Raw genomic sequence first — 23,037 nt, 5'->3', positions numbered from 1 at the left:
TCTTGCGGCGATGCGTCCCGATCGAAATGCCCGCAGTGTCGGAACTTCCCGCGCTGACACCACATTGGACTCGGCAGAGGAAGAGTTCGTGATGGCCGCCGAAACGGAACTGAAATTCCGCGTTGCGCCGGGTAAGTTGTCGTCAGTGTTGCGGAAGGGCGGTCTGAGCGGGCGACGCGGCCACCAGTCCGAGCAATCGCTCGTGTCGACCTACTACGACACCACCACCCATAAGCTCAGACGCCACGGCCTGACCTTGCGCGTCCGCAAGATCAAGGATCGCTATGTTCAGACCGTGAAAGCGGCCGGCGCGGGCAGCTTGACGCGGGGCGAATGGGAGCACGAGGTTTCCGGTGCACGGCCCGACCTCAAGAAGACGAGGCATACGCCGCTCCGGGAGCTTGCGACCCGGAAGCTTCCCCGCAAGCTGAAGCCTGTGTTCCAGACCGAAATTCGTCGCATGGCGCAGGCGCGGCGCGTCCGGAACAGCCAGATTGAACTTGCAGTCGACCGCGGCCGCATCAGCGCCGGCCGCCGGGTGCGGCCCGTTGCCGAGCTGGAGCTCGAACTGAAGTCCGGACATATTGCTGACCTGTTCCGCCTTGCCCGCGATCTCGAACGCAAAGCGGGTGCGGAGCTCGATCTGCGCTCCAAGGCCGAACAAGGTTTCATGCTCGTCGCGGGCGGCGGTGGCGCGCAACGCGCCGGGCCGATCGAACTGAAGGCCGGCCTGTCGCCGCGCGAGGCGTTCCGAATCATCGCCCATTCGACGCTGCGTCACGTCGCGGCGAATGCCGATCCGGTGCGCGACATCGACGCCGAAGGAGTCCATCAGATGCGCGTCGGCGTGCGGCGCCTGCGTGCGGCCATCTCGCTGTTCGCCGATATCCTGCCGCGGGCAAGCACCGCGCGGATCAAGGCCGAGCTGAAATGGCTGACGGGCGAGCTGGCGCCGGCGCGTGAAATCGACGTGTTCCTGAATGAGAGCATTCGGCCGATCACCAAGCAGGGCGTGCCGCGACGCGGCGCCCGCGCGATCCGCAAGAGGTTCTCCCGACAACGGGTGACGGCATTCGAGCGCGCACGCGGGGCGGTCATGTCGGCGCGTTACCGCCGCCTGCTGATCGACGTGATCGAGTGGATCGAAGGCGGACGACATCGCGCCGCCGACGACGGCTCGATCGCCGCCTACGCCGCGGAGATTCTCGATCGGCGCATCAGGAAGGCGCGCAAGCAGGGCAAGCATCTGAACGATCTCGACCCGATGCAGCGCCACAAGCTGCGGATCAAGATCAAGAAGATTCGCTATGCCGCCGACTTCTTCGAGAGCCTCTATGGCGACGGCGACCGGAAGGAGCTTGCGGCTCTTTCCGGCCGGCTGAAGCAGATTCAATCCGCGCTGGGATCGCTGAACGACTTCATGTCGCACCGCGAGCTTGCGACGGAGGCTGCGCTGACGGCACCGCCCGCGAATCGCCGCGCCCAGGCTTTCGCGTCGGGCGTCATCGTCGGACAGGAACGCGAGGCCGCCGCCGGCCTGATGAAGGACGCCGCAAGGGAGCTGCATCGATTGCGCCGGCTGCGCGCGGTGCCGTACGCGCGAGCGTAGGACAGCAGAGTAGCCACATTCCGGAATGAGGGGGTCCCGCTGCCGCCATTGGCGACCGGCCCGCGATCATGTAGGCCGATCCGAAATCTTCTCGGGACGGGACGCTCATGACGGCCGCTACCACGGATGAAGCGGGCGATGCCACCCGCGCGCTGATCTTTGCACTGCTTGCGCTGGCCTGCGGGCACATGCTCTCGACCCTGCTGCGCACCATTCCGGCCGTGAGCCTCGATCTGATGGCGGCGGACTTCCGCATGGAGCCGCAGGCGCTGGCCAGCCTCACCTCGGTCTATCCCTTCGCCTTCGCCGCCGCGCAGATTCCGGTCGGCGCGGCGATGGATCGCTTCGGCGTGCGTCCCGTTTCGCTCAGCCTGCTGGTGGGAACCGTGATCGGCGCCATCGCGTCGGGATTTGCCACCGGGCCTGCGAGCTTTGCGGTCGGCCAGGTGCTGCTCGGCGTTGCCACCTCCGGCATGCTGATGTGCCCGATGACGCTGGCGGCCAAGCAATTATCGGCAGCGCGGTTCGGCCTGTGGTCGGGCGCGATCCTCTCGATCGGCAATATCGGCATGCTGCTGTCGTCGAGCCCGCTCGCTTTCGTGGTCGACGCCTGGGGCTGGCGCGCCGGATTCTTCATCTCGGCCCTCGGCGGCGTCGCGGTGGCGCTCGCCGTGTTCGCGCTGGTGCCGCACCAGGCGGCCGAGCACAAGGACGACTCCTCGCCGCTGTCGCAGATGATCGAGGTGCTCAGGCTCGGCCTGTCGCGGCCCTTGCGCGGCCTGATCGCGCTGGCGCTGGTGTCGCTGGCGACCTCGCTGGTGCTGCGCGGCCTGTGGGGCGGGCCGTGGCTGATGCAGATCAAGGACCTGTCGCGGCTCGAGGCCGGCAACCAGCTCGGCGCGTTCACGCTGGCGATGATCGCCGGCCCCCTCTGCATCGGCATGATCGACCGCAGGCTGGGCCGCCGCCGGGCGCTGGTGGCGGGCACGCATATGGTCGGCGCGCTGCTATTGGCGCTGATGGCGCTTGGCGCGCCGCACTACGCCGTCTCCGCGCTGTGGGGGGTGCCCGTGATGCCGCCGCAATACGACCTCGTGCTGTTCGTGCTCATCGGCCTTGCGACATCCGCCCAGCCGCTGCTGTTCGGCATGTCCCGGCAGCTGGTCGATGCGCAGACTGCGGGCAAGGCGCTTGCGGCGGTGAACCTCGCATTCTTTCTCGGCGCAGCCCTGATGCAGTCCGTGACCGGCGCGGTGGCCGCGCTCGCGGGACTGCCGGCCGTGCTGCTGTTCATGGCGGCCATGCTGGCACTCGGCGTGTTGATCTTCCTGGCTTACACCTCGCCAAGCCCATAGGTGGCGCGCTCCGCCCGCCAGCGGAAGCACGCCGTCACCGCGCGGGCAAGGGAGGGCAAGGGACGGCCAGGGACGGCCAGGGACGGCACCGGCACCATTTCGAAATCTGCCGGGCCGTCATCGGCAGCAGTTCAACGGACATCGCGCATCGCAGCCGTGGCGGGTCCTGTGAACGCTCACTGCGCTGCAAGGACCTTGGATGTCTTCCGGGGTATCCTGTCGACGATGTCGAGATCACCGTTGTCGACAACACCCTCGTCTTGACGATCGCCTTTGTGTCGGTCTGGATTGAGCCATTGCGAGACGCGGTCGAGATAGAGATAGACCACCGGCGTGGTGAAAAGCGTCAGGACCTGGCTGACCAGGAGACCGCCGACCATGGCGTAGCCGAGCGGTTGACGGAGCTCCGAGCCGGTCCCGTGGCCCAGCATCAGCGGCACGCCGCCGAGCACAGCCGCCATCGTGGTCATGAGAATCGGACGGAAGCGCAGCAGGCATGCCCGGCGAATGGCTTCGACCGGTGACATGCCCTGATCCCGCTCCGCCACGATCGCAAAGTCGACCAGCATGATGCCGTTCTTCTTGACGATGCCGATCAGCAGCACCAGCGCGATCAGCCCGATCAGGCTGAAATCGAAGTGGAAAATGAGGAGCGTCGCCAGAGCGCCGACCCCGGCCGACGGCAGGGTCGACAGGATCGTCAGAGGGTGAATGTAGCTCTCGTAGAGCACACCGAGGATGAGATACACCACGATCAGCGCCGCTACGATCAAGAGGGGCACCGAGGAGAGCGACTCCTGGAACGCCTTCGCCGTTCCCTGGAATGTGGAGGTGATGGCGGCCGGCACGTTCATCTGCCTTTCCATCGCATCGATCGCCTGCGTCGCCTGGCCGAGCGCGATATTGGGAGCGAGGTTGAAGGAGATCGTCACCGCCGGAAACTGGCCCTGATGATTGATGGCCAGCGGCCGCACCGGCGCCGTGGTCCACTTCGCGAAGGCCGACAACGGCACCTCACCGCCCGTCGTCGGGGAACGCAGATAGATCTGCTCCAGCGTGGACGGATTTTTCTGCAGCGAGGGCAGCACCTCGAGGACGACGTAGTAGGTGGACAATTGGGTGGAATAGGTCGCGATTTCCCGCTGCCCGAATGCGTCATACAGCGTGGCGTCGATGACGTCGGGGGTGATCCCGAAACGGGCCGCTTGATTGCGGTCGATCGACAGCGTCAGCGTGGTGCCCGACGTCTGCTGATCCGAAGCGACGTCGCGCAATTCAGGCATCTGCTTCATCTTGTCGAGCAGCCTAGGGGCCCATGTGTTCAGCTGGTCAATGTCGGTCGACTGCAAGGTGAACTGATATTGCGTGCGGGAGGCCCGGCCGCCGACGCGAACGTCCTGCGCCGACTGCAGATAGAGACGCGCGCCCTCAACCTTCGCCGTCTGCGCCTGCAGGCGACGGATGACCTGGTCGGCCGACGCCGTGCGCTCGTCCCGCGGCTTCAAGGTGATGTACATGTTGCCGTCGTTGAGCGTGTTGCCGCTGCCGCCCATGCGCATGGCCATGTGGGCGATCGCCGGATCCTTCAGCACGATCGCTCCCATCTCCTGCATGTGCTTCGCCATGTCCGCGATCGACACGTCCTGCGACGTTTCGACAATTCCGGTAATCAGTCCGGTATCCTGCTGCGGAAAGAACCCCTTGGGGATGATCACGAACAGATAGACCGTCAGGGCTATCGTCGCAAAGAACACCATCAAGGTGGCGAAGCGGAAGCGCAGCACGAGGTCGAGGCCGCGTTCATAACCGTTGACCAGGCCCTGGAACATCCGCTCGCTGAGCATGTATAGCCTGCCGTGATGCTCCTCGTCGTGCGATTTGAGGAAGCGCGAGGCCATCATCGGCGTCAACGTCAACGACACGAAGGCCGACACGACGATCGTCATCGCGAGCGTCACCGAGAACTCACGGAACAGGCGGCCGATGATGCCGCTCATCAGCAGCAACGGAATCAGGACCGCGATCAGCGAGACGGAGATCGAGATGATCGTGAACCCGATCTCGCCCGCGCCCTTGACCGCGGCGGCCATCGGCGACTCGCCTTCCTCGATGTACCGGGTGATGTTCTCCAGCATCACGATGGCGTCGTCGACCACGAAGCCGACTGCGATGGTGAGCGCCATCAGCGACAGATTGTCGAGGCTGTATCCGGCCACCCACATCAGCGCGCAGGCGCCCAGCAGCGCGAGCGGCACCGTGACCGACGGGATGATGGTGGCCCACACGCTGCGGAGAAAAACGAAGATCACCATGACGACGAGGCCGATCGTCAGGAGCAGCGTGAACTGCACGTCCTTCACGGCCGCCCGGATGGTCTGCGTGCGGTCCGACAACACCTTGATGTCGATGGCGGGCGAAATGCCCGCCTCCAGGTGCGGCAGCTGCTTCATCACATTGTCGACGGTATCGATGACGTTGGCGCCGGGCTGCTTGAAGATGACCAGAAAGACCCCGGGCTTGCCGTCGGCCCAGCCGTACTGGGTATTGTCCAGCGGCGCACTGACGGCATGGCCGATGTCGCCGACGCGGACGGGACTGCCGTTGCGATAGGCAATGACGATGTCGTTCCAGGCCTCGGCCTTGGTGAACTGGTCGTTGGCATAGACAGTGTAGGTGCGGGTGTCCCCGTTGAGGGTGCCCTTGGGATTGTTGACCGTGATCACCGAGAGCGGGGCCCGGATGTCTTCCAGCGACAGGCCTTTGGCGACCAGCTTGGCGGGATCGACCTGGACGCGGATCGACGGAGCCTGCTGTCCACCGACACTGACCTGGCCGACGCCGCTGATATGGCTGATCGCTTGCGCGAGCTTGGTGTAGGCTTCGTCCGACACCTGGGTCATCGGCAGCGTCTTCGACGTGGCGCCAAGCAGGAGGATGGGCGAGTCCGCCGGATTGACCTTCCTGTAGGTCGGAGCGCTGGGCATCGTCTTGGGCAATTGCCCGCTCGCGGCATTGATGGCGGCAAGCACGTCGGAGCCCGCCCCGTCGATGTTGCGCGAAAGATCGAACTGCAGAACGATCTGGGTCGAGCTGGTCTGGCTCGACGACGTCATCTCCGAGACGCCGGGGATCAGCGCGAACTGCGATTCGAGCGGTTGCGCCACCGAGGACGCCATGGTCTCGGGATCCGCGCCGGGAAGACTGGCGGAGACCTGAATTGTGGGGAAGTCCACTTCCGGCAGCGGTGCCACCGGCAATTGCGGATAGGCGATGATCCCGACGAAGAGAATGCCGACCATCAGTAGCGACGTCGCGATGGGCAGGCGAATGAAGGGAGCCGAGATGCCGCCAGCCATGTCAGTCAGCCGATCCGGCCCTGGCCCGGGTGGCGGCGCTCGCATGCGTCATCGGCGCGGCCGCGGCGACCAGCGGCTTGTCGTCCACCAAGGCGCCCTCGAACAAGCGCGACTGTCCGGCCACCACGATCCTGTCGCCGACGTTCAGGCCTTCGGACACCACGGCATTCGCATCGCCGCTTTCACTGACCTTGATCGGCCTGGCGCTGACCTTGCCATTGTCGCCGATCACATACGCGAACAGGCCGGACGGCCCGTGCTGCACGCCGTCCTGCGGCACGACGACGACCTGCCTGAGCGTGTCGACCAGCATCCGCGTGTTGACGGACAGGCCGGGCCACAGCGCGTTGTCCGTGTTGTCGAAACGCGCTTTCAGACCGATCGTCCCGGTCGCCTGGTTCACCGAATTGTCCATGATCGCGAGCCTGCCATGCGACAGGGTTCGCGTTCCGTCCGAGGACAGCGCCTCGACGGGCACCTCGCCGGCCGCGAAGGCCTTGGCGATGGCTTGCAACTGGTCTTCCGGTTCCGTGAACTGCACGGCGATCGGCTGCAGCTGGGCGATGGTGACGATGCCCGTCGTATCCGCGGCATGCACGATGTTGCCGGGGTCGACCAGCCGGAAGCCCATTCGTCCGCTGATCGGCGCCTTGATCGAGGTGTAACCCAGATTGGTCTGCGCGTTGTCGATGGCGGCCTGGTCGCCCTTCACCTGCGCCGTCATCTGATCGACCAGCGCCTGCTGGGTATCGAGATTTTGCTGGGTCTCGAATTGCTGTTTCGCCAGCTTCTGAAATCGCTCCAGGTTCAGCTGGTCGTTCCTCAGGCTCGCCTCGTCCTGGGCCTTCTTCGCCACGGCCTGCTCCAGCGCCGCGGTAAAGGGGCGTTGATCGATCTGCAGCAGCGGATCGCCCTCCTTCACCATCTGCCCCTGTTTGAAGAACACCTTCGTGATCTGACCGTCGACACGGCTCTTGACCGTCACCGTCCTGAACGGCGAGACGACACCGAGACCATAGGTGTGCACGGGAAAGTCGGTCTTCTTCACCTCGAACGAGGTCACGGGAATCCTGACAGCAGCCTGACTGGACGCGCTCTGAGCGGCCGCTTCGACCGGCTTGACGCTCCCGAGGAGCTCATACCACAAGCCAAACGCCACCGCGGCCAGTGCAAAGATTCCAAGCAGCGTGGCGCTGAGCTTCGGTCGCCTTTTCAGGTTGATGGCCATCTAACTCTTCGATTTCACATGCTTTGAATGGAAAGTATCGCGGACAACATCTCGGCCTCAAAATAACGATTGCGTGCGACATTCTGTACAAACCGTCATGTTTGATCGCGGCGAAAACGCGAGTGCGCAAATCGAGCACCGATCAATTCCGAGCTCGCGAATCTTCCGGGCTGGCGAAGACATCCAACGAGGCAAGCAACAGACGGAAACAATCGGAATGCGCGCGAGAACGATTGCCGCGGCATCACGCGCAATTGCGCCAGCGGCCAGGAATTTATGGAACGTCCAGCCAAAGCCGGGCCTATCATCATAATCTTGATGGCGACGCGAACTGTCGTTTGAGGCGCAACATGAAAGCCGATCAGCCCGACCATCGGGGAAATGTCATACCGTTTCGAACGCGATCGGGAGACGGCGGAGATCGGATCGACGACGTGCGATCCGACGACATCCTTCGCATGCTCGATCTCTCGAAGTTTGAACGAGATCGCCACGCTGCGGAGAATGGCGCCAGCATGCGCTCGAACATCGCAGCGATGGTGCTGCTCGGTCTTCTCGTATTCATCGCGACCGAGGACTTCTCCAAGCTCGCGCAATCGAACTTGTGCTCGCACAGTTCGGAGTGCAGGAACTAGATCACGCGGAAAAGCGATTTGCGGCAGGCATGCTCCCGGCCGGCGGATCGCGGCAGCCGTCGCCGTATTCGCCACCATGCGCACCTGGCAACGCAGCGCCGTCGCTCATGCGTCGGGGCGAGCTTGCATAACCGGGCGACGCAGGGGATGCTGACAGGCATCGCACCAAGGGGAATGAAGATCCATGCCTGTCGACACCAAAGCCGCCACCGATCGCCTCATGCGCTTCCTGTCTGTGGAAGGCGTCACCGGACAGGAGGCGGCGATCGGGCGCGAGCTCACCGCCGCCCTGAAGGAGGGCGGCGTTCCGGCGAAGGCGATCCGGCTCGACGATGCCAACAGCCGCATTCCCGTTCCGACCGAGACCGGCAACCTCATCGTCGACCTGCCCGGCCGCGGCGCGCTGCACAACCAGCCGCGCATCATGTTCATGACCCACATGGACACCGTGCCGCTCTGTGCCGGCGCCAAGCCGAAGCAGTCGGGGCGCAAGATCGTCAACGAGGCCAGGACCGCGCTCGGCGGCGACAACCGCTGCGGCTGCGGCGTGCTGGTGACGCTGGCCGCGGAGCTCGAAAAGCAGAAGCTCGACCATCCGCCGATCACGCTTCTGTTCTGCGTGCGCGAGGAGAGCGGGCTCTACGGTGCGCGCCACGTCAAGCTCGACGAGCTCGGCTCGCCCACGATGGCCTTCAATTATGACGGCGGCTCCGCCTCCAACGTCGTCATCGGCGCGGTCGGCGCCGATCGCTGGACCGTCGAGATTTTCGGCCGCGCCTCGCATGCCGGCGTCGCGCCGGAGCGCGGCATCTCCTCGACCATGATCATGGCGCTCGCGCTGGCCGAGGTGAAGGCCGGCGGCTGGTTCGGCAAGGTGGTGAAGGGCAAGAAGCAAGGCACCAGCAATGTCGGCCCTGTCACCGGCGGCGATGGCCGCCCCGCGGGCGATGCCACCAATGTCGTCACCGACTACGTGCATGTGCGCGGCGAAAGCCGCAGCCATGACGGAAAATTCTTCAAGGAGATCACGAAAGCCTACAAGGCCGCGTTCGAGAAGGCGGCCAAGAAGGTGACCAACGCGCAAGGCAAGTCCGGCAAGGTCAAGTTCAAGGCCGAGACCGACTATTATCCGTTCCGCATGAAGGAGAGCCTGCCCGTGGTCAAACGCGCGATCGAGGCGGTCTCCGCCGTCGGCGGAACTCCGAACGTGCGCGCGGCCAATGGCGGCCTGGATGCCAATTGGATGGTCCGCCACGGCGTTCCGACCGTGACCTTCGGCGCCGGGCAGAACGAGGCGCACACGATCGACGAGTGGATCAACCTCGACGAATACGACCGCGCCTGCACGCTGGCGGTGCAGCTCGCGACGATGCGGTGAGGTGCCTTGCGCGGCGCGCGCTTGCCGGGCGCCGCGCATCGTCCTAGCCTGCAACAAAATCAGGAAGAAAACATGGCGCGCATCGCAACGACCGAGACCGGATTCTACCGGATCCCCCTCCCCGTCACGCTCTCCGATTCCACTCATGGCGAGATCGCGGCGTTCGAGCTGATCACCTGCCGCGTCCGTGACGGGGATGGCGCCGAGGGCGTCGGCTACACTTACACCGTCGGCCGCAATGGCAGCGCCGTCGCCGACATCCTCAAGCGCGAGATTCCCGCGCTGATCGAAGGACGCGAGGCCGACGATACCGAAGCGATCTGGCATCATCTCTGGTGGGCGCTGCATTATGGCGGCCGCGGCGGGCCGGTGGTGCTGGCGCTCTCCGCGCTCGACATCGCGTTGTGGGATTTGAAGGCGCGGCGCGCCAAGCTGCCGCTGTTCCGCCTGCTCGGCGGCTTCGACGCGCGGGTGCCGTGCTATGCCGGCGGCATCGACCTCGATCTCTCCGTCGATGCGCTGCTCAAGCAGACCGACGGCAATCTCGCCAAGGGGTTTCGCGCCATCAAGATGAAGGTCGGCCGGCCCGACCTGAAATCCGACGTCGCGAAGGTCTCCGCGATGCGACAGCACCTCGGCGACGGATTTCCGCTGATGGCGGACGCCAACATGAAATGGACCGTCGAGGAGGCCATCCGCGCCGCCCGTGCCTTCGTTCCCTACGACCTCACCTGGCTCGAGGAGCCGATCATCCCCGACGACGTCGCAGGCCACGCGCGGATCATGCAGGCCGGCGGCGTGCCGATCGCGGCGGGCGAAAATCTGCGCTCGCTCTGGGAGTTCAAGAACTACATTGCCAGCGGCGCGGTGTCCTATCCCGAACCGGACGTCACCAATTGCGGCGGCGTGAGCGCATTCATGAAGATCGCGCGGCTGGCGGAGGCCTTCAACCTGCCCGTCACCAGCCACGGCGCGCACGACATCACCGTGCACCTGCTCGCGGCGTGCCCGAATCGTTCGTATCTGGAGGCACACGGTTTTGGGCTCGACACGTATATCGATCATCCGCTGGTGCTGAAGGACGGCATGGCGCTCGCGCCTGACCGGCCCGGCCACGGCATCGGCTTTGATTGGAAGGGGCTGGCGAAGCTGATCCCGTAGGGCTCTGCTGCACCTCTCCCGCTTGCGGAAGAGGGAGATCCCCGTCTTCCTGGCTGCGATCAGGCTCAATTGTTCCGCTATGATGGCAGCACCAACACCTTACGAAAGCCTTTCCCTTGACGCCCGAGTTGCACCAGAAACTGACCCAGTGGCGCCAGCACCTGCATGCGCACCCTGAATTGTCGCTCCAGGAAAAAGCCACCGCCGCCTACGTGCAGGACAGGCTCACCGAACTCGGCATTCCCTTCGTGGCAGGCATCGGCGGGCATGGCATCGTCGCGACGTTGACGCGCGGGCATGCGATGAGGCGGGTCGGCTTGCGCGCCGACATGGACGCGCTGCCGATCACCGAGGACACCGGCCTGCCCTACGCCTCGACGACCCCAGGCATCATGCATGCCTGCGGTCATGACGGCCACACCACTTCGCTGCTCGGCGCAGCGGCGCTGCTCGCCGCCGACACCGATTGGAGCGGTACGGTCGATTTCATCTTCCAGCCGGCCGAGGAGGGTTTTGGCGGCTCCCGCGCGATGGTCGCGGCCGGGCTGTTCGACCGCTTTCCGATGGAGCGGGTGTTCGGTTTCCACAACTGGCCAGGCCTTGCCGCCGGCACCATCGCGGTGCATGACGGCGTCGTCATGGCCTCCGGCGGGCGCGTCACCATCACCATCGAGGGCCATGCCGGACATGCCGGCATGCCGCACCTGACGCGCGATCCGGTGGTGGCGGCGGGCCATTTGATCGTGGCGCTGCAATCGATCACCTCGCGCGGCGTCGATCCGCTCGACACCGCCGTGCTCTCGCTGTGCATGATCGAAGGCGGCACCGCAGCGAACCAGATCGCCGGCCGCGTGACCATCCGCGGCACGCTGCGATACCACCGTGACGCGGTCAAGGACACCATCCTCGACGGGATCGAGCGCACCTGCGCCGGCATTGCGACGAGCTTCGGCGTCAAGGTCACGCCCGAGATCGTCTGGGGTGTGGGTGTGGTGATCAACACGCCGGCGGAAGCGGGCCTTGCCCGCATCGCCGCGGAAAAGGTGAAGGCTCCCGTGCGTCGCGACCTCGCGCCCAGCATGGCCGGCGAGGATTTTGCGTTCTATCTCCAGCAGCGGCCCGGTGCCTTCGTCTGGATCGGCAACGGACCCTTGCGCGACGGCGCGGAGCTGCACGGCCCGCGCTATGATTTCAACGACGCGATCCTTCCGGTCGCCTCCAGCTGGATGGCCGAGGTCGCCAAGACGGCGCTGGTGTCGAATTAGGCCCGCTCAGGAGATCTCGCGCGGCAGCTTCCATTCCGGCCGCGGCGCGAAATTCTCATCCACCTGCGCGACGTGGTAGCCGGTGGGGCGCAGGCGGCCGCCGCCCTCCGCGTCCGCGACGGGTACGTCGGTCACCAGTCCCTCGATCAAGGCGGCCTCCCACACCTCCTTCTCGGTGGGAAAGGGATCGCCGATCTGCTTGTTGCCTTCGAACAGCGCGTACATCGGTTCCGGTCCTGCGTCAGTCAAGCTACCGAGCAACGTGTCGGCCGCACGGACGTTCCCATCCGGCAAAGGACAATGGATGGCACGTGACCCATGGCGCGCGTTCTGATCGGCACCTCCGGCTGGCGGCACGGGCATTGAAGCATTTGCCGTGACGCGCGGCCCTTCGAGACACCGGCCTCGCTAGACGATACCGCCCTGCCGAAGCGCGGCGATCGCGGCCCGGTCGTAGCCGAGCTCCGCCAGAACGAGATCGGTGTGTTCGCCGAGCGTCGGCGGGCGCGTTGCGATCTCGCCCGGCGTTTCCGACAGGCGGACGGCGGCGCGCGACACCGGCGCGTGTTTCGGCAGGCCGGGATAATCGACGTCCTGCATGAAGCCGGCGGCGCGGATGTGGGGATGATCCAGCGCCTGTTGCGGGCTGAGGACGGGTCCGGTCGGAATCATCGCACGTCCCAGCGTGTCGACGGCCTCCTGCGTGGTGCGCTCGGCGCACCAGCGCGCCATCCGCTCGCTGATGACGGGTCCGTTGTTGCCGCGGCTGATGTCGTCGGCAAAGCGCGGGTCGTTCAGCCAAAACTCTTCCTCGCCCATCAGCTTCGCCCAGCGCTTGAACAGCGGATGCCCCGTGACCTGGCACAGCACCCAGCCGTCCTTGGTGCGGTAGATGTCGGCGGGAGCCGAGGTCTGGCCAAGATTGCCCGTCGGCACGCGGTTGACGTTGATGACGGCCTGCTCGATCAGCGTGGCATTGGTAAAGGACAAGGCGGTTGCGAGCAGCGCGCCCTCGACGATCTGCCCGCGCCCGGATTTGCCGCGCTCGATCAGCGCGGCGAGCGTTCCGAACGCGCAATGTAGCGCGGTGCCGAAATCGACCCAGTTCACCGAGGCCCGGTACGGCGGATCGCCCGCGCCCGTCATGTAGACCGCGCCCGACATCACCTGCCCGACGCCGTCGAAGCCGACCCGGTCGGACCAGGGACCCGGCCCGCCGAACGCGGTGGCCGTCGTCAGGATGATGTCCGGCTTGACCGCCTTCAGCGATTCGTAATCGAGCTTCATCGCCCGCAGGGTCTGCGGCGGAAGGTTGGCGACGACCACGTCCGCGGTCGCAATCAGGCGGCGCATCACCTCCTGCCCTTCCGCCTTCATCGGATCGAGCGTGATGCACTTCTTGTTGCGATTGACCTGGAGGAACAGCGCGCCTTCGCCATTCTCGCCGACCGGCGCCACGAAGCGGTCCTCGCTGCCCTCGCGCTTTTCCACGCGGATGACCTCGGCGCCGAATTCGGCCAGCAAGGTCGCGCAATATGGCCCGGCGATATAGCGTCCGAAATCGAGGACGCGGACGCCTTCCAGAACTCCTCCCATCGGTCCCTTCCCATTGTTTTGGTCAGATTACAGGGACTGGCCGCCGCAGCAAGACGGCAATGGGCACAGGGCCATGCCCTGAAGAAGTGATCGGCGACCAGTTTCGGCTGGCGGAAATTCTGCTCTAGGATGGGTTCGTCCGTCCCCCAGCGAGAAGCACGCAGCCATGCCGCAACAATTCGACCGATCCGCAGAAGATCTCGGCAATGCTATCCATTTCGAGCACGTCAACGTCCAGGTCCCGGACCAGCGGCTGGCGACCCTGTTCTACGTCACCGGCCTCGGCCTCACCCGCGATCCCTATCTGATGGTGTCCGACACCAACATGTGGATCAATGCCGGGCGCAGCCAGTTTCACTTGCCGAGCGGCCGGCCGCAGGTGCTGCGCGGCCATATCGGACTGGTCATCGCGGGCCGCGAGGCACTGCTGGCGCGCCTGGCGTCGGTCGCGGCGAAGCTCGAGGGCACGGCCTTCACATTCACCGCGCATAACGACCATGTCGAGGCGACCTGCCCGTGGGGCAACCGCCTGCGCTGCTACGAGCCGGACCCGGCGCGCTTCGGGCGCATCGCGCTCGGCATTCCCTATGTCGAGTTCGACGTGCCGGTGGGCTCCGCAGCCGGCATCTGCGCGTTCTATCCCGAGATCATGGGCATGCCCGCGACCCTGCAGGACGGCGACGGTACGGTTGCAGCGGTAAAGACCGGCCGCGACCAGCATCTGTTGTTCCGGGAGACCGATCGTCCGCAAGGCGAGTATGACGGCCACCACGTTCAGATGTACATCACCGACTTCTCCGGCCCCTACCGCAAGCTGCTGGCGCGCGACCTGGTCTCCCGCGAGGACAATCAATATCAGTACCGGTTCTGCGACATCGTCGATCTCGATAGCGGCAGGCATCTCTTCACCGTCGAGCACGAGGTGCGCAGCGCCACCCACCCGATGTTCATGCGCCCGATGGTCAACCGCAATCCGGCGATCAACAACCGGAACTACGCGTTCGGCCACGATGAAGCATCATGGGCGATGGGTCCGGACCAGTACGAGGGATAGGCGGCGACGAAACCTCCATGTCGGCGTGAGACGCCTTACCTTGCCTTCATCGTCCGCTTGCCCCGGGGGCGAGCGTTGCCTCGGGACCGAGCATTGCCTGCCTTGCTGTTGTCGGCAGGCATCAGATGCCCGAGCGGCAATTGGGACGTTTGCTTCAGGCGATTGAGAACGATGGACGAGCGCACATGCGCAACGCTGTCGTGCGGCAGGAACACCTCGTTGAGCAGGCGTGACAGCGCCTTCAGGTCGGTGATCGTCACCTTGATGAGGTAGTCCGCCTCGCCGGTCAGCGCATACGCCTCCTGCACCTCATCCAGGCTCTCGATCAACTTGGGGAAGCGCCTCGAATTGTCCGGCGAGTGCGTTGCGAGCGTCACCTGCACGAACACGACGATGCCGAGGCCAAGCGCTTCGCGATCGAGATGCGCATGATAGCTCGCGATCGTGCCGGCATTCTCGAGCGCCGCACGGCGGCGCGAACATTGCGAGGCCGACAAGCCGACAACATCGGCCAGCTCGAAGTTCGACAAGCGGCCGTCGGACTGAAGCGCCTGCAGCAATTTGACGTCGAACCGATCCATGCGTGATCCTTGCACATAAATGCTCCTGTCCGCATGTTTCACGCATATCTCGGCATTGTCGAGCGGATTTTGCGGGGATCGTGCAGCGGGCCGGCAGTATATTTCTCACCGGATCACATACCGTTGCAGGAGCGCGACATTGGGCCCCTTCCCTCACGATGCCCCACCCGCCACGATTTCGGCAGCCAATCCGGCCGGCACGGATGGCTTCGAGTTCGTCGAGTTCGCCCATCCCGAGCCGGAGAAGCTCGCCAAGCTGTTCGAGCAGATGGGCTACACCGAGGTCGCCCGGCACAAGACCAGGGACATCTCCGTCTGGCGCCAGGGCACGATCAATTACGTCCTGAACCGGGAGCCGAACTCCCATGCCGCCCGCTTCGTCGCCGAGCACGGGCCCTGCGCACCGGCGATGGCCTGGCGCGTCGTCGATGCCAAGCACGCCCTGAAGCGCGTCCTCGAACTCGGCGGCACCGAATATACCGGCAACGACAAGTCGCTCGACGTGCCGGCCGTGGTCGGCATCGGCGGATCGCTGCTGTATCTGGTCGAGACCTATGGCGCGAAGGGCTCGCCCTATTCGGCCGAGTATGACTGGACCGGCGAGGCCGACCCAACACCGAAGGGCGTGGGATTCTATTATCTCGATCACCTCACGCACAACGTGATGCGCGGCAACATGGACACCTGGTACAAGTTCTACAGCCGGACGTTCAATTTCCGCGAGATCCGCTATTTCGACATCTCCGGCAAGCTGACCGGCCTGACCTCGCGCGCATTGACGTCACCCTGCGGCAAGATCCGGATTCCCATCAACGAAAGCGCCGACGACAAGAGCCAGATCGAGGAATATCTGCGTCAGTACAAGGGCGAAGGCATCCAGCACATCGCCGTCGGCACCGACGACATCTATGCGGCGACCGACGCCATCGCCGGTCGCGGGCTCGAATTCATGCCGGGCCCGCCCTCGATCTACTACGACAAATCGTTCGACCGCGTGAAGGGCCACACCGAGCCGCTCGAGCGCATGCGCAAGCACGGCATCCTCATCGACGGCGAAGGCGTGGTGAATGGCGGGCTGACCCGCATCCTGCTCCAGATCTTCTCCAAGACCGTGATCGGCCCGATCTTCTTCGAGTTCATCCAGCGGAAGGGAGATGACGGCTTCGGCGAGGGCAACTTCAAGGCCCTGTTCGAGAGTATCGAGGCCGATCAGATCCAGCGCGGCGTGCTGAAGGCGTCTTGAAGGAGGCAGCCATACCCGACGCGTGGAAGAGCTATCGCGGCGCTCCGGCCGAAGGAAGCGTTCTGTGCAACGCCCATGACATCGGCGAAGGGAGCTTCAGATCCATCAAGTTCGGCCCGGCTGATTTTCCGGTCCTGATCGTGAGGTCGGCGGGCACTCTCGCCGCCTATGTCAATGCATGCCCCCATCAGTACCTGCCGCTCGATCATCGCGGCGACAATCTGCTGAGTGCGGACGGCACGGTGCTTCGCTGCACCAATCACAGCGCCGGATTTCGCGTTCAGGATGGCACCGGCGTCGAGGGACTGGGCCTGAACTGCGCCCTCGATGCCATTCCGATCGTCGTGGATGACGACGGCCGCATTCGCGTGCACGCCGCATCAGCGGCCTGATCGGCGATCACGCTTCATCCGCAACCGCGTTGCGCAGCACACCGATGCCCTCCGCCTCGACTTCGACGACGTCGCCGGGCTTCAGCCAGATCGGCGGGTCGAAGCGCGCGCCGGCGCCCGTCGGCGTGCCGGTCACGATGACATCCCCGGGAACCAGGGTCGTGAAGGTCGAGATATAGTTGATGATCTTGCGGAAGGAGAAGATCATCCGGCTCGTGCGGTCCTGCTGGCGGACTTCGCCGTTGACCCGGGTTTCCAGCTTGACGGCGGCAAGCTGGCTCTCGTCGGTATAAGGGATCAGCCAGGGTCCGATCGATCCGGTGCGGTCGAAGTTCTTGCCTTGCGTCACGTTGAACTTGGCGTGCCGCACCCAATCGCGGATGGTGCCTTCGTTGCACAGCGACAGTGCGGCGATATGGCCGAGCGCCTCGCTCTGCGCGATCCTGCGGCCGCCCTTGCCGATCACGATGACGATTTCGCCTTCATAGTCGAGCTGCGCGCTCTCGGGCGGACGGAGCAGTGCTTGCTCATGGCCCGTGAACGAGCGCGGAAAACGGATGAAGAGCGAGGGATTCGATGGGGCCGCCTGCCCGTCCTTGTATTCCTCGTTCCGGTCGGGGAAGTTGACGCCGACGCAGATGATTTTTTCCGGTGCCGGCACCGGGATCTCGTAGCGGATCTCTCCGACCGCAAAATCCGCCGCCAACGCGGCGCTCTCCTCGGCCAGGGAGACCAGCGCGCCGGCTTCGATCACCTCACGCAACGTACGCCAGCGCTTGCCATGGCGGCCCGACAGGTCGACGATGCCCTGCGCGCCGAGGAGCCCGTATCCGGGTGTGCCGTTGCGGGTGAAGCTGACGAATCTCGGACGAGACATATGGCGCCTTTCCTCTCGACTTCAGGCGAGATGCGAATGCTTGGGGATCAGGGGGCGATAATGGGCTGCGCCGCCAACTCGGCATCACGCGGCTGCACTCCGGCGAACAGGCTGCCATGCTCAAACCAGGATTTCGGCGCGGGCGCCCCCCAAAGCGTCTGCCGCTGCGGATCCTTCAGGTCCCACTTGATCGGCTCGAGATCGGGATCGACGGTCTGGTAATCCGAGCAGTAGATCTCGATGCGGTGGCCGTCGGGATCGAGGATGTAGAGGAAGAAGGCATTGGAGATGCCGTGGCGGCCGGGACCGCGCTCGATGTTGGACACCCATCCGGTGGTCGCCATGAGATCGAGAAGGTCGATGATGTTGAGCGGCGTCGGCACCCAGAACGCGGTGTGGTGCAGGCGCGGGCCGCGGCCATTGGTGAAGGCGAGATCGTGAACGCCGCCCTTGCGATGGGTCCACGCAGCCCAGAGCCGCCCGGTCTCCTCATCCGCCGTATACTCGGTCACGCGGAAGCCGATCTCATTGTAGAAGACGACGGATTCATCGACGTTGGGCGAGAAGCAATTGAAGTGATCGATCCGGAGCGGCTTCACGCCCTTGTAGAGAGCGTATTTCTGATGGATCGGCGGCAGCCGGTCCATTTTGGAATAGAACTCGAGCGGAATGCCGTGGGGATCGCGGGTGCGAAACGTACGCGATTGATAGGGCCGCTCGACCCATTCGACCGGCAACTCCCTGCCCTTGAAGAAATGGACTGCCTTGTCGATATCTTCTTCGCTGAACAGCTTGAAGCCGAGATCGCGGGCTTCGACCTTGTCGGACTTTCTCAGCACGATGCAATGGTGGCCGCGCTCTTCCATCGCCCGAAGATAGATCGCATCGGAGCTTTCGTCCGTCACCTGCAAACCGAGCGTGTCGACATAGAAGGCCCGTGACTTCGCGAGATCGGTCACGCCGAATTCGACATGGCTGAGACGCACGATGTTGAACGGCGGGTAGAGGTTGGGCGTTGGCAAGGCCATGATGTCCTCCTTGGGTCTGTTGCGGACCGCTCAGCCGCCCAGCTTCTGGATGTTGTGCGCGGTCGTGGCGAACGCGACGTTCTTCGTCTCCATGTAGAAATCGAACGACCAATCTCCGCCGTCGCGGCCGATACCGGAGCTCTTCACACCGCCGAACGGCGTCGGCAAATGGCGGACATTCTCCGAGTTGACCCAGATCATGCCGGCTTGCAGCCGGTCCGTGAAGCGGAAGGCGCGCGTGACGTCGGCCGTCCAGAGGTAACCGCTGAGGCCGTACTGGACATCGTTGGCGAGTGCGAGCGCCTCCGCCTCGTCCTTGAACGGGATCGCCGTCAGCACCGGCCCGAAGATCTCCTCCTGTGCGATGCGCATCCGGTTGTTGGCGCCGGTGAAAAGCGTCGGAGCGACGTAGCAGCCGCCGCCGGGACCGTCGACCTTGCCGCCGCCGGTCGCAATCCGTGCGCCCTCGGACCTGCCGATCTCCATGTATTCGAGCACCTTCTTCTCGTGAACGGGATGGATCAACGGACCGATCACGGTCTCGGGATCGAGCGGGTGCCCCACCTTGATCCGACTGGCCTTCTCCGCGACGATCGCCGTGAACTTGTCGTAGATGCTGGCCTCGACGAGAAGTCGCGAGGACGAGGTGCAGCGTTCGCCGTTGAGAGAGTAGATCATGAACACCGCCGCATCCGCGGCGCGCTCGAGGTCGGCGTCCGCGAACACGATCACCGGGTTCTTGCCGCCGAGCTCGAAATGAACGCGCTTCAGCGTATCGGCGCCTTGTTTCATGATCATCGATCCGGTGCGGCTTTCGCCGACGAAGCCGATCGCCTTGATCAGCGGGTGCTCGGTCAGCGCCTTGCCGGCGTCCTCGCCAAGGCCGTTGACGAGATTCCAGACGCCCTTGGGGAGACCGGCCTCTTCCGCGATCTCGATCAGCAGACGTGCCGTCAATGGCGAGAATTCGGCCGGCTTGTGCACGATGGTGCAGCCGGCCGCGAGCGCCGGCGCGATCTTCCACGTCGACAGCATGAAGGGCGTATTCCAGGGCGTGATGATGCCCACCGGACCGATTGGCACGCGGGTCGTCATGTTCACCTGGCCATCGGTGCGAAGCGTCTTGCCGTCACGCGCCTCGGGGGCGCGGTCGGCGTAGAAGCGGAAATTCTCGGCACCCCGTAGCGCAGCCTTGGCCATGAACTTCAGCGACTGGCCGGTATCCATGCATTCGACAAACGCAATCTCTTCGGCGCGTGCGACGATGGCGTCGGCGACCTTGTGCAACAGCTTCTTGCGGGCTTCCCCGGAGGTCTCGGCCCATTGTGGAAACGCCGCCTGCGCCGCCTTCGCAGCGCGATTGATGTCCGTCGCCTTGCCATGCGCGACCCTGGCGAGCGGCTTGAGGTCGACCGGTGAGATCGTTTCGAAAGTCGCGTTGTCCGCAGCCGGGATGTCCTCACCGCCGATGCGGTTGAGCACGCCCTTCTCCTTGAAGCGGGCAAGATGACGCTCCGCCTTGTCGATATTTTCCTGGAGCTTGGACATGACGGTTCACTCCCTTTTGCTTTTGCAGCGCCGCACGCGGGCAGCGACCCCTTATTTGTTTTCGCAAAGCCCCGGACCAATGGCGCCGCAGCTCCGACGCGTCAATTTGGAACGTCGGTCGATATACTTAACATGTTAAGCATCTTGCCGGCTGTCAAGAACTTTCGGGGCCGAAGCACGAACTTTGCTCGAGGCAGTTCCAGGGAGCTCCAAGGAGATCCAAGACCAGTCGGCCTGATCGAGCAGATGCAGTTGACGCGCGTTGACGCCGAGCGTGGACGCTCGTGGACTACCCACTACGCAGCAATGATGTTCTCCCAGAGCTGTGCGGCAGCTCCGCAGTCAGGCCGGTTTCGTGCGTGATTTCGGACCGAGCGCGAGATCTGGCTGGGGCGGGAGGGATCGAACCTCCGAATGGCGGAATCAAAATCAGCTTGATTATTCAAGGATTTCAGTGCGCATTTGGAAAAAATGCTCGAATTCGCCTCTAGCAATATCAATTACTTAGCTACCATTTCCAAACAGAGGGAAGTAGCGAGCGAAAAGAAGACGCAGCAGGTCCGGGAGCGGATCACACCGGCGGTCGTAGACCAGGCCATTGCAGCCGCCAAGAAGGCGACGGACAGCGGTCGGATCGCCGATTGGAACGACACGGAGCGGCGGTACCTGACCCTGCGCCAGCGCGGGCGGTCGGTGCGGTGGATCGTGCGGGCGTATGGCCTTTCCCGCAAGATCGGCTCCGCCACGGGAATCCATGTCGACCCGACCTGCCTCTCGCTTCGAGACGCTCGCGAGAAGGCCAAGCAAATCTACGCCGACATGGCCGGCGGCAAGCTCGACGAGGCGCCTCCGGCGGCAGCACCTCAGGTGCCCAAGCCGGCTACCTGGACGTGGGCCGATCTGGACCGCGGATATCAGGCCATGATAACCAAGCCGCGATGGGTCAACCGACGCACGAAGCCGGTGAGCAAGGGAACGTGCGACGACGTACGCCTCGCGTTCGCCAAAGAGGTCGCGCAGAATCGTGCCACCGGCCTCAACGTAAGCCTCCAGCCCGACAAACCGCGCCCGGCGATCGGTTGCGGCGATGTGGGTTTCGGTGAGCAGGCGGCGGATCGTGCTGGGCTCACGGTCATAGGAAAGACGCTCATAGACACTTTCCTGCCGAACCACGTCGTCTGTGATGGCAAACGCCATCAACTGATCAAGAGCCAGATTGCCATCGCGATAAAGCTGCACCAATCGTGGCGAAACTGACCCCAATCGCAGCCGTTGCCGCACCACATGCGGCGTCACGCCGAACCGGGCGGCGATCTCCTCCGCGCCGAAGCCCCGCTCGTCCGCGAGCCTCCTGAACGCCTCGAACTGGTCGGCGGGATGCATGTTTTCCCGGGTGACATTCTCGTCCAGGCTGATCTCGTGCGCGTCGTTCGTGGTGTCGATGACGCATCGGATCGGCTCGGTCTTCTTGATCTCCTTCCGCTTCACCCGCAGCAGCTGGGCCAACCGTCGGCCCTCACCGATGGTCACCAGATAGAACCCCGTGGCCACGCCCTCTCCGTCCAACTCGGGCTCCACCACCAGATTTTGCAGGATACCTTTCGCAGCGATACTTGCCGCGTAGCCCTCAATTGCCGCCTCACTATGCGGCGTCTTGCGCGCATTGTTCGGTGACTTCTTCAGTTTGTTGAGCGGAATGAACGTCTCCGTCCCACTCACGGGGATGATTTCGATGTGCTTTTCCGACATGATCATTCTTCCTTTTGCTTCCATGGGTGCAAGGCGCACCACGCGCCTGCACCCCTGCCCGTCGGCGAGACCGGGGTTAGCAAGTGCCAGGGCGACCCGAGCGGTGGGGGATCGCCCGCCCGCAAGGGCCGCTCGCACGAGCGGGTCTGCACAAGCGATTGCCCTGAAGTCTGAAGTCGGTCGTTTGAAATCAGCGCGGAAGACCGGGGAGACCGCTCGGGGCGGCGCCGGCGACAGCCGGCGCTTCACCCTGGCGCGCGCGAGGGGCGGAGCCCCATAGCTTTCGAGCGTGAGCGATATTGAGCTTGTCAGCGCACGTGAAAACAAAACATCGAAAACAAAAGCAAGAGTGAGAAAATCAAAAGAGGCACCCGCAAGAGGGTCAGCATAGCGCCGACGCGATACGCGGCGGGACCCGGGACCGAGTGCAGCCGCGAGACCGGTTCAAGAAGGCACCCGCGCGACGGACAGTGATAGCGGTGCCGCAAAGCGGCAGCCCTTCGCGCGAGTGCCTCCGGCGAGCGACACATTATATATGCTGCTTGCTTGCGCGAGGGATCGAAGTCAAAGGCCGAGACGCAACGCGGCTCGGTCCACGAGAGCCCGGTTCGCTTGCGAACGCGCCAACGATCAGCATCACGAAAAGTCCAGCCTGCAGCAGCAACAGGGTGCTTTCAGCTTGAAGCCATCAAGGCAGATTCTACGCAATTCATAACCAGCGGCCGCCATCGCCGTACAGACGGCGGGATAACACAAATATGATCAGCATGACGTAACACCGGCCAGTCTTACGAGGGATACCGCAAGCGGCCTGATCTGGGCGCACCATGCAGCAATCTTGCTTTGCTTGCAGTTGAGCAATTCCTGCGCGCCGTGTTTGATGCGATCAACAAGCGCGGCCGGTGAAAGACCGGGCGGCCGTTCTCAGAGACTCGTCATCCCGGCGCTGCTCATCACTGGCTTCATTTGACCTCAGCGTTTT

Annotated in this window: 16 protein-coding genes and 2 pseudogenes; 8 read left to right on the top strand and 10 right to left on the bottom strand. The window is 64.2% G+C overall.

The features are described 5' to 3' along the window. Positions 1 to 91 precede the first annotated feature (91 nt). Both HAP40_RS11285 and HAP40_RS11280 read left to right on the top strand, forming a co-directional pair. Positions 92 to 1,609 carry a CYTH and CHAD domain-containing protein gene (locus HAP40_RS11285; protein WP_166817732.1) on the top strand — a complete coding sequence of 506 codons (1,518 nt, stop codon included), beginning with the start codon at positions 92 to 94 and terminating at the stop codon, positions 1,607 to 1,609. Between the two features lie 107 nt (positions 1,610 to 1,716). Further along, a complete protein-coding gene (locus HAP40_RS11280) occupies positions 1,717 to 2,964 on the top strand; it encodes an MFS transporter (RefSeq protein WP_166817733.1) in 1,248 nt (415 codons plus the stop codon). Between the two features lie 176 nt (positions 2,965 to 3,140). On the opposite strand, the gene HAP40_RS11275 is transcribed toward HAP40_RS11280, so the two are convergent. The 3 genes from HAP40_RS11275 to HAP40_RS11265 form a co-directional block, all read right to left on the bottom strand. Then, positions 3,141 to 6,320, bottom strand: a complete 3,180-nt coding sequence (locus HAP40_RS11275; protein ID WP_166817734.1) for an efflux RND transporter permease subunit — start codon at positions 6,318 to 6,320, stop codon at positions 3,141 to 3,143. Between the two features lies 1 nt (position 6,321). Further along, positions 6,322 to 7,548: an efflux RND transporter periplasmic adaptor subunit gene (locus HAP40_RS11270; protein ID WP_246741125.1), complete on the bottom strand. Its 1,227-nt coding sequence runs from the start codon at positions 7,546 to 7,548 to the stop codon at positions 6,322 to 6,324. Positions 7,549 to 7,643: 95 nt separating this feature from the next. Then, positions 7,644 to 8,261, bottom strand: a complete 618-nt coding sequence (locus HAP40_RS11265; protein ID WP_166817735.1) for a hypothetical protein — start codon at positions 8,259 to 8,261, stop codon at positions 7,644 to 7,646. A gap of 106 nt (positions 8,262 to 8,367) precedes the next feature. On the opposite strand from HAP40_RS11265, the gene HAP40_RS11260 reads away from it, so the two are divergent. The 3 genes from HAP40_RS11260 (at position 8,368) to HAP40_RS11250 (ending at position 11,987) form a co-directional block, all read left to right on the top strand. Beyond that, positions 8,368 to 9,561 (top strand): M20/M25/M40 family metallo-hydrolase, encoded by a 1,194-nt coding sequence (locus HAP40_RS11260; RefSeq protein ID WP_166817736.1) that lies wholly within the window; start codon positions 8,368 to 8,370, stop codon positions 9,559 to 9,561. 72 nt (positions 9,562 to 9,633) lie between these two features. Continuing rightward, the gene (locus HAP40_RS11255; RefSeq protein ID WP_166817737.1) at positions 9,634 to 10,722 is read left to right on the top strand and encodes a mandelate racemase/muconate lactonizing enzyme family protein; all 1,089 of its coding nucleotides are present in this window, start codon (positions 9,634 to 9,636) and stop codon (positions 10,720 to 10,722) included. Positions 10,723 to 10,838: 116 nt separating this feature from the next. After that, positions 10,839 to 11,987 (top strand): amidohydrolase, encoded by a 1,149-nt coding sequence (locus HAP40_RS11250; protein ID WP_166817738.1) that lies wholly within the window; start codon positions 10,839 to 10,841, stop codon positions 11,985 to 11,987. Positions 11,988 to 11,993: 6 nt separating this feature from the next. Here the strand turns inward: HAP40_RS11250 and HAP40_RS11245 are convergent, their stop codons facing one another. Together HAP40_RS11245 and HAP40_RS11240 are read right to left on the bottom strand one after the other, a co-directional pair. Then, on the bottom strand, positions 11,994 to 12,212 hold the full coding sequence (locus tag HAP40_RS11245) for a hypothetical protein (RefSeq protein WP_166817739.1): 219 nt from the start codon (positions 12,210 to 12,212) through the stop codon (positions 11,994 to 11,996). A 183-nt stretch (positions 12,213 to 12,395) separates the two neighbouring features. After that, positions 12,396 to 13,583: a CaiB/BaiF CoA transferase family protein gene (locus tag HAP40_RS11240; protein WP_166817740.1), complete on the bottom strand. Its 1,188-nt coding sequence runs from the start codon at positions 13,581 to 13,583 to the stop codon at positions 12,396 to 12,398. A gap of 166 nt (positions 13,584 to 13,749) precedes the next feature. On the opposite strand from HAP40_RS11240, the gene HAP40_RS11235 reads away from it, so the two are divergent. After that, positions 13,750 to 14,637, top strand: a complete 888-nt coding sequence (locus HAP40_RS11235) for a VOC family protein (protein WP_166817741.1) — start codon at positions 13,750 to 13,752, stop codon at positions 14,635 to 14,637. Positions 14,638 to 14,759: 122 nt separating this feature from the next. Here the strand turns inward: HAP40_RS11235 and HAP40_RS11230 are convergent. Beyond that, positions 14,760 to 15,218, bottom strand: a pseudogene (locus tag HAP40_RS11230) (Lrp/AsnC family transcriptional regulator); the annotation flags it as partial. 139 nt (positions 15,219 to 15,357) lie between these two features. Between HAP40_RS11230 and hppD the strand changes: the two are divergent. Both hppD and HAP40_RS11220 read left to right on the top strand, forming a co-directional pair. Then, positions 15,358 to 16,461, top strand: coding sequence for a 4-hydroxyphenylpyruvate dioxygenase (hppD, locus tag HAP40_RS11225; protein ID WP_166817743.1), 1,104 nt, complete (start codon positions 15,358 to 15,360; stop codon positions 16,459 to 16,461). Next, positions 16,458 to 16,853 carry a Rieske (2Fe-2S) protein gene (locus HAP40_RS11220; RefSeq protein ID WP_208024788.1) on the top strand — a complete coding sequence of 132 codons (396 nt, stop codon included), beginning with the start codon at positions 16,458 to 16,460 and terminating at the stop codon, positions 16,851 to 16,853. Before hppD ends, HAP40_RS11220 begins: the two co-directional genes overlap by 4 nt. 7 nt (positions 16,854 to 16,860) lie before the next feature. Here HAP40_RS11220 and HAP40_RS11215 read toward each other — a convergent pair whose 3' ends face one another. The 4 genes and pseudogenes from HAP40_RS11215 to HAP40_RS11200 all read right to left on the bottom strand — a co-directional run. Continuing rightward, positions 16,861 to 17,730, bottom strand: a complete 870-nt coding sequence (locus tag HAP40_RS11215) for a fumarylacetoacetate hydrolase family protein (protein ID WP_166817744.1) — start codon at positions 17,728 to 17,730, stop codon at positions 16,861 to 16,863. Positions 17,731 to 17,777: 47 nt separating this feature from the next. After that, positions 17,778 to 18,758, bottom strand: a complete 981-nt coding sequence (gene hpaD, locus HAP40_RS11210; protein ID WP_166817745.1) for a 3,4-dihydroxyphenylacetate 2,3-dioxygenase — start codon at positions 18,756 to 18,758, stop codon at positions 17,778 to 17,780. 30 nt (positions 18,759 to 18,788) lie between these two features. Beyond that, positions 18,789 to 20,306 (bottom strand): 5-carboxymethyl-2-hydroxymuconate semialdehyde dehydrogenase, encoded by a 1,518-nt coding sequence (gene hpaE / locus HAP40_RS11205; protein WP_166817746.1) that lies wholly within the window; start codon positions 20,304 to 20,306, stop codon positions 18,789 to 18,791. Positions 20,307 to 21,305: 999 nt separating this feature from the next. Further along, a pseudogene (locus HAP40_RS11200) lies at positions 21,306 to 22,055 on the bottom strand (ParB/RepB/Spo0J family partition protein); the annotation flags it as partial. Positions 22,056 to 23,037: the final 982 nt, after the last annotated feature.

Source organism: Bradyrhizobium sp. 1(2017), assembly GCF_011602485.2.
GTDB lineage: Bacteria > Pseudomonadota > Alphaproteobacteria > Rhizobiales > Xanthobacteraceae > Bradyrhizobium.
This window is presented reverse-complemented; position numbering and strand designations above follow the sequence as displayed.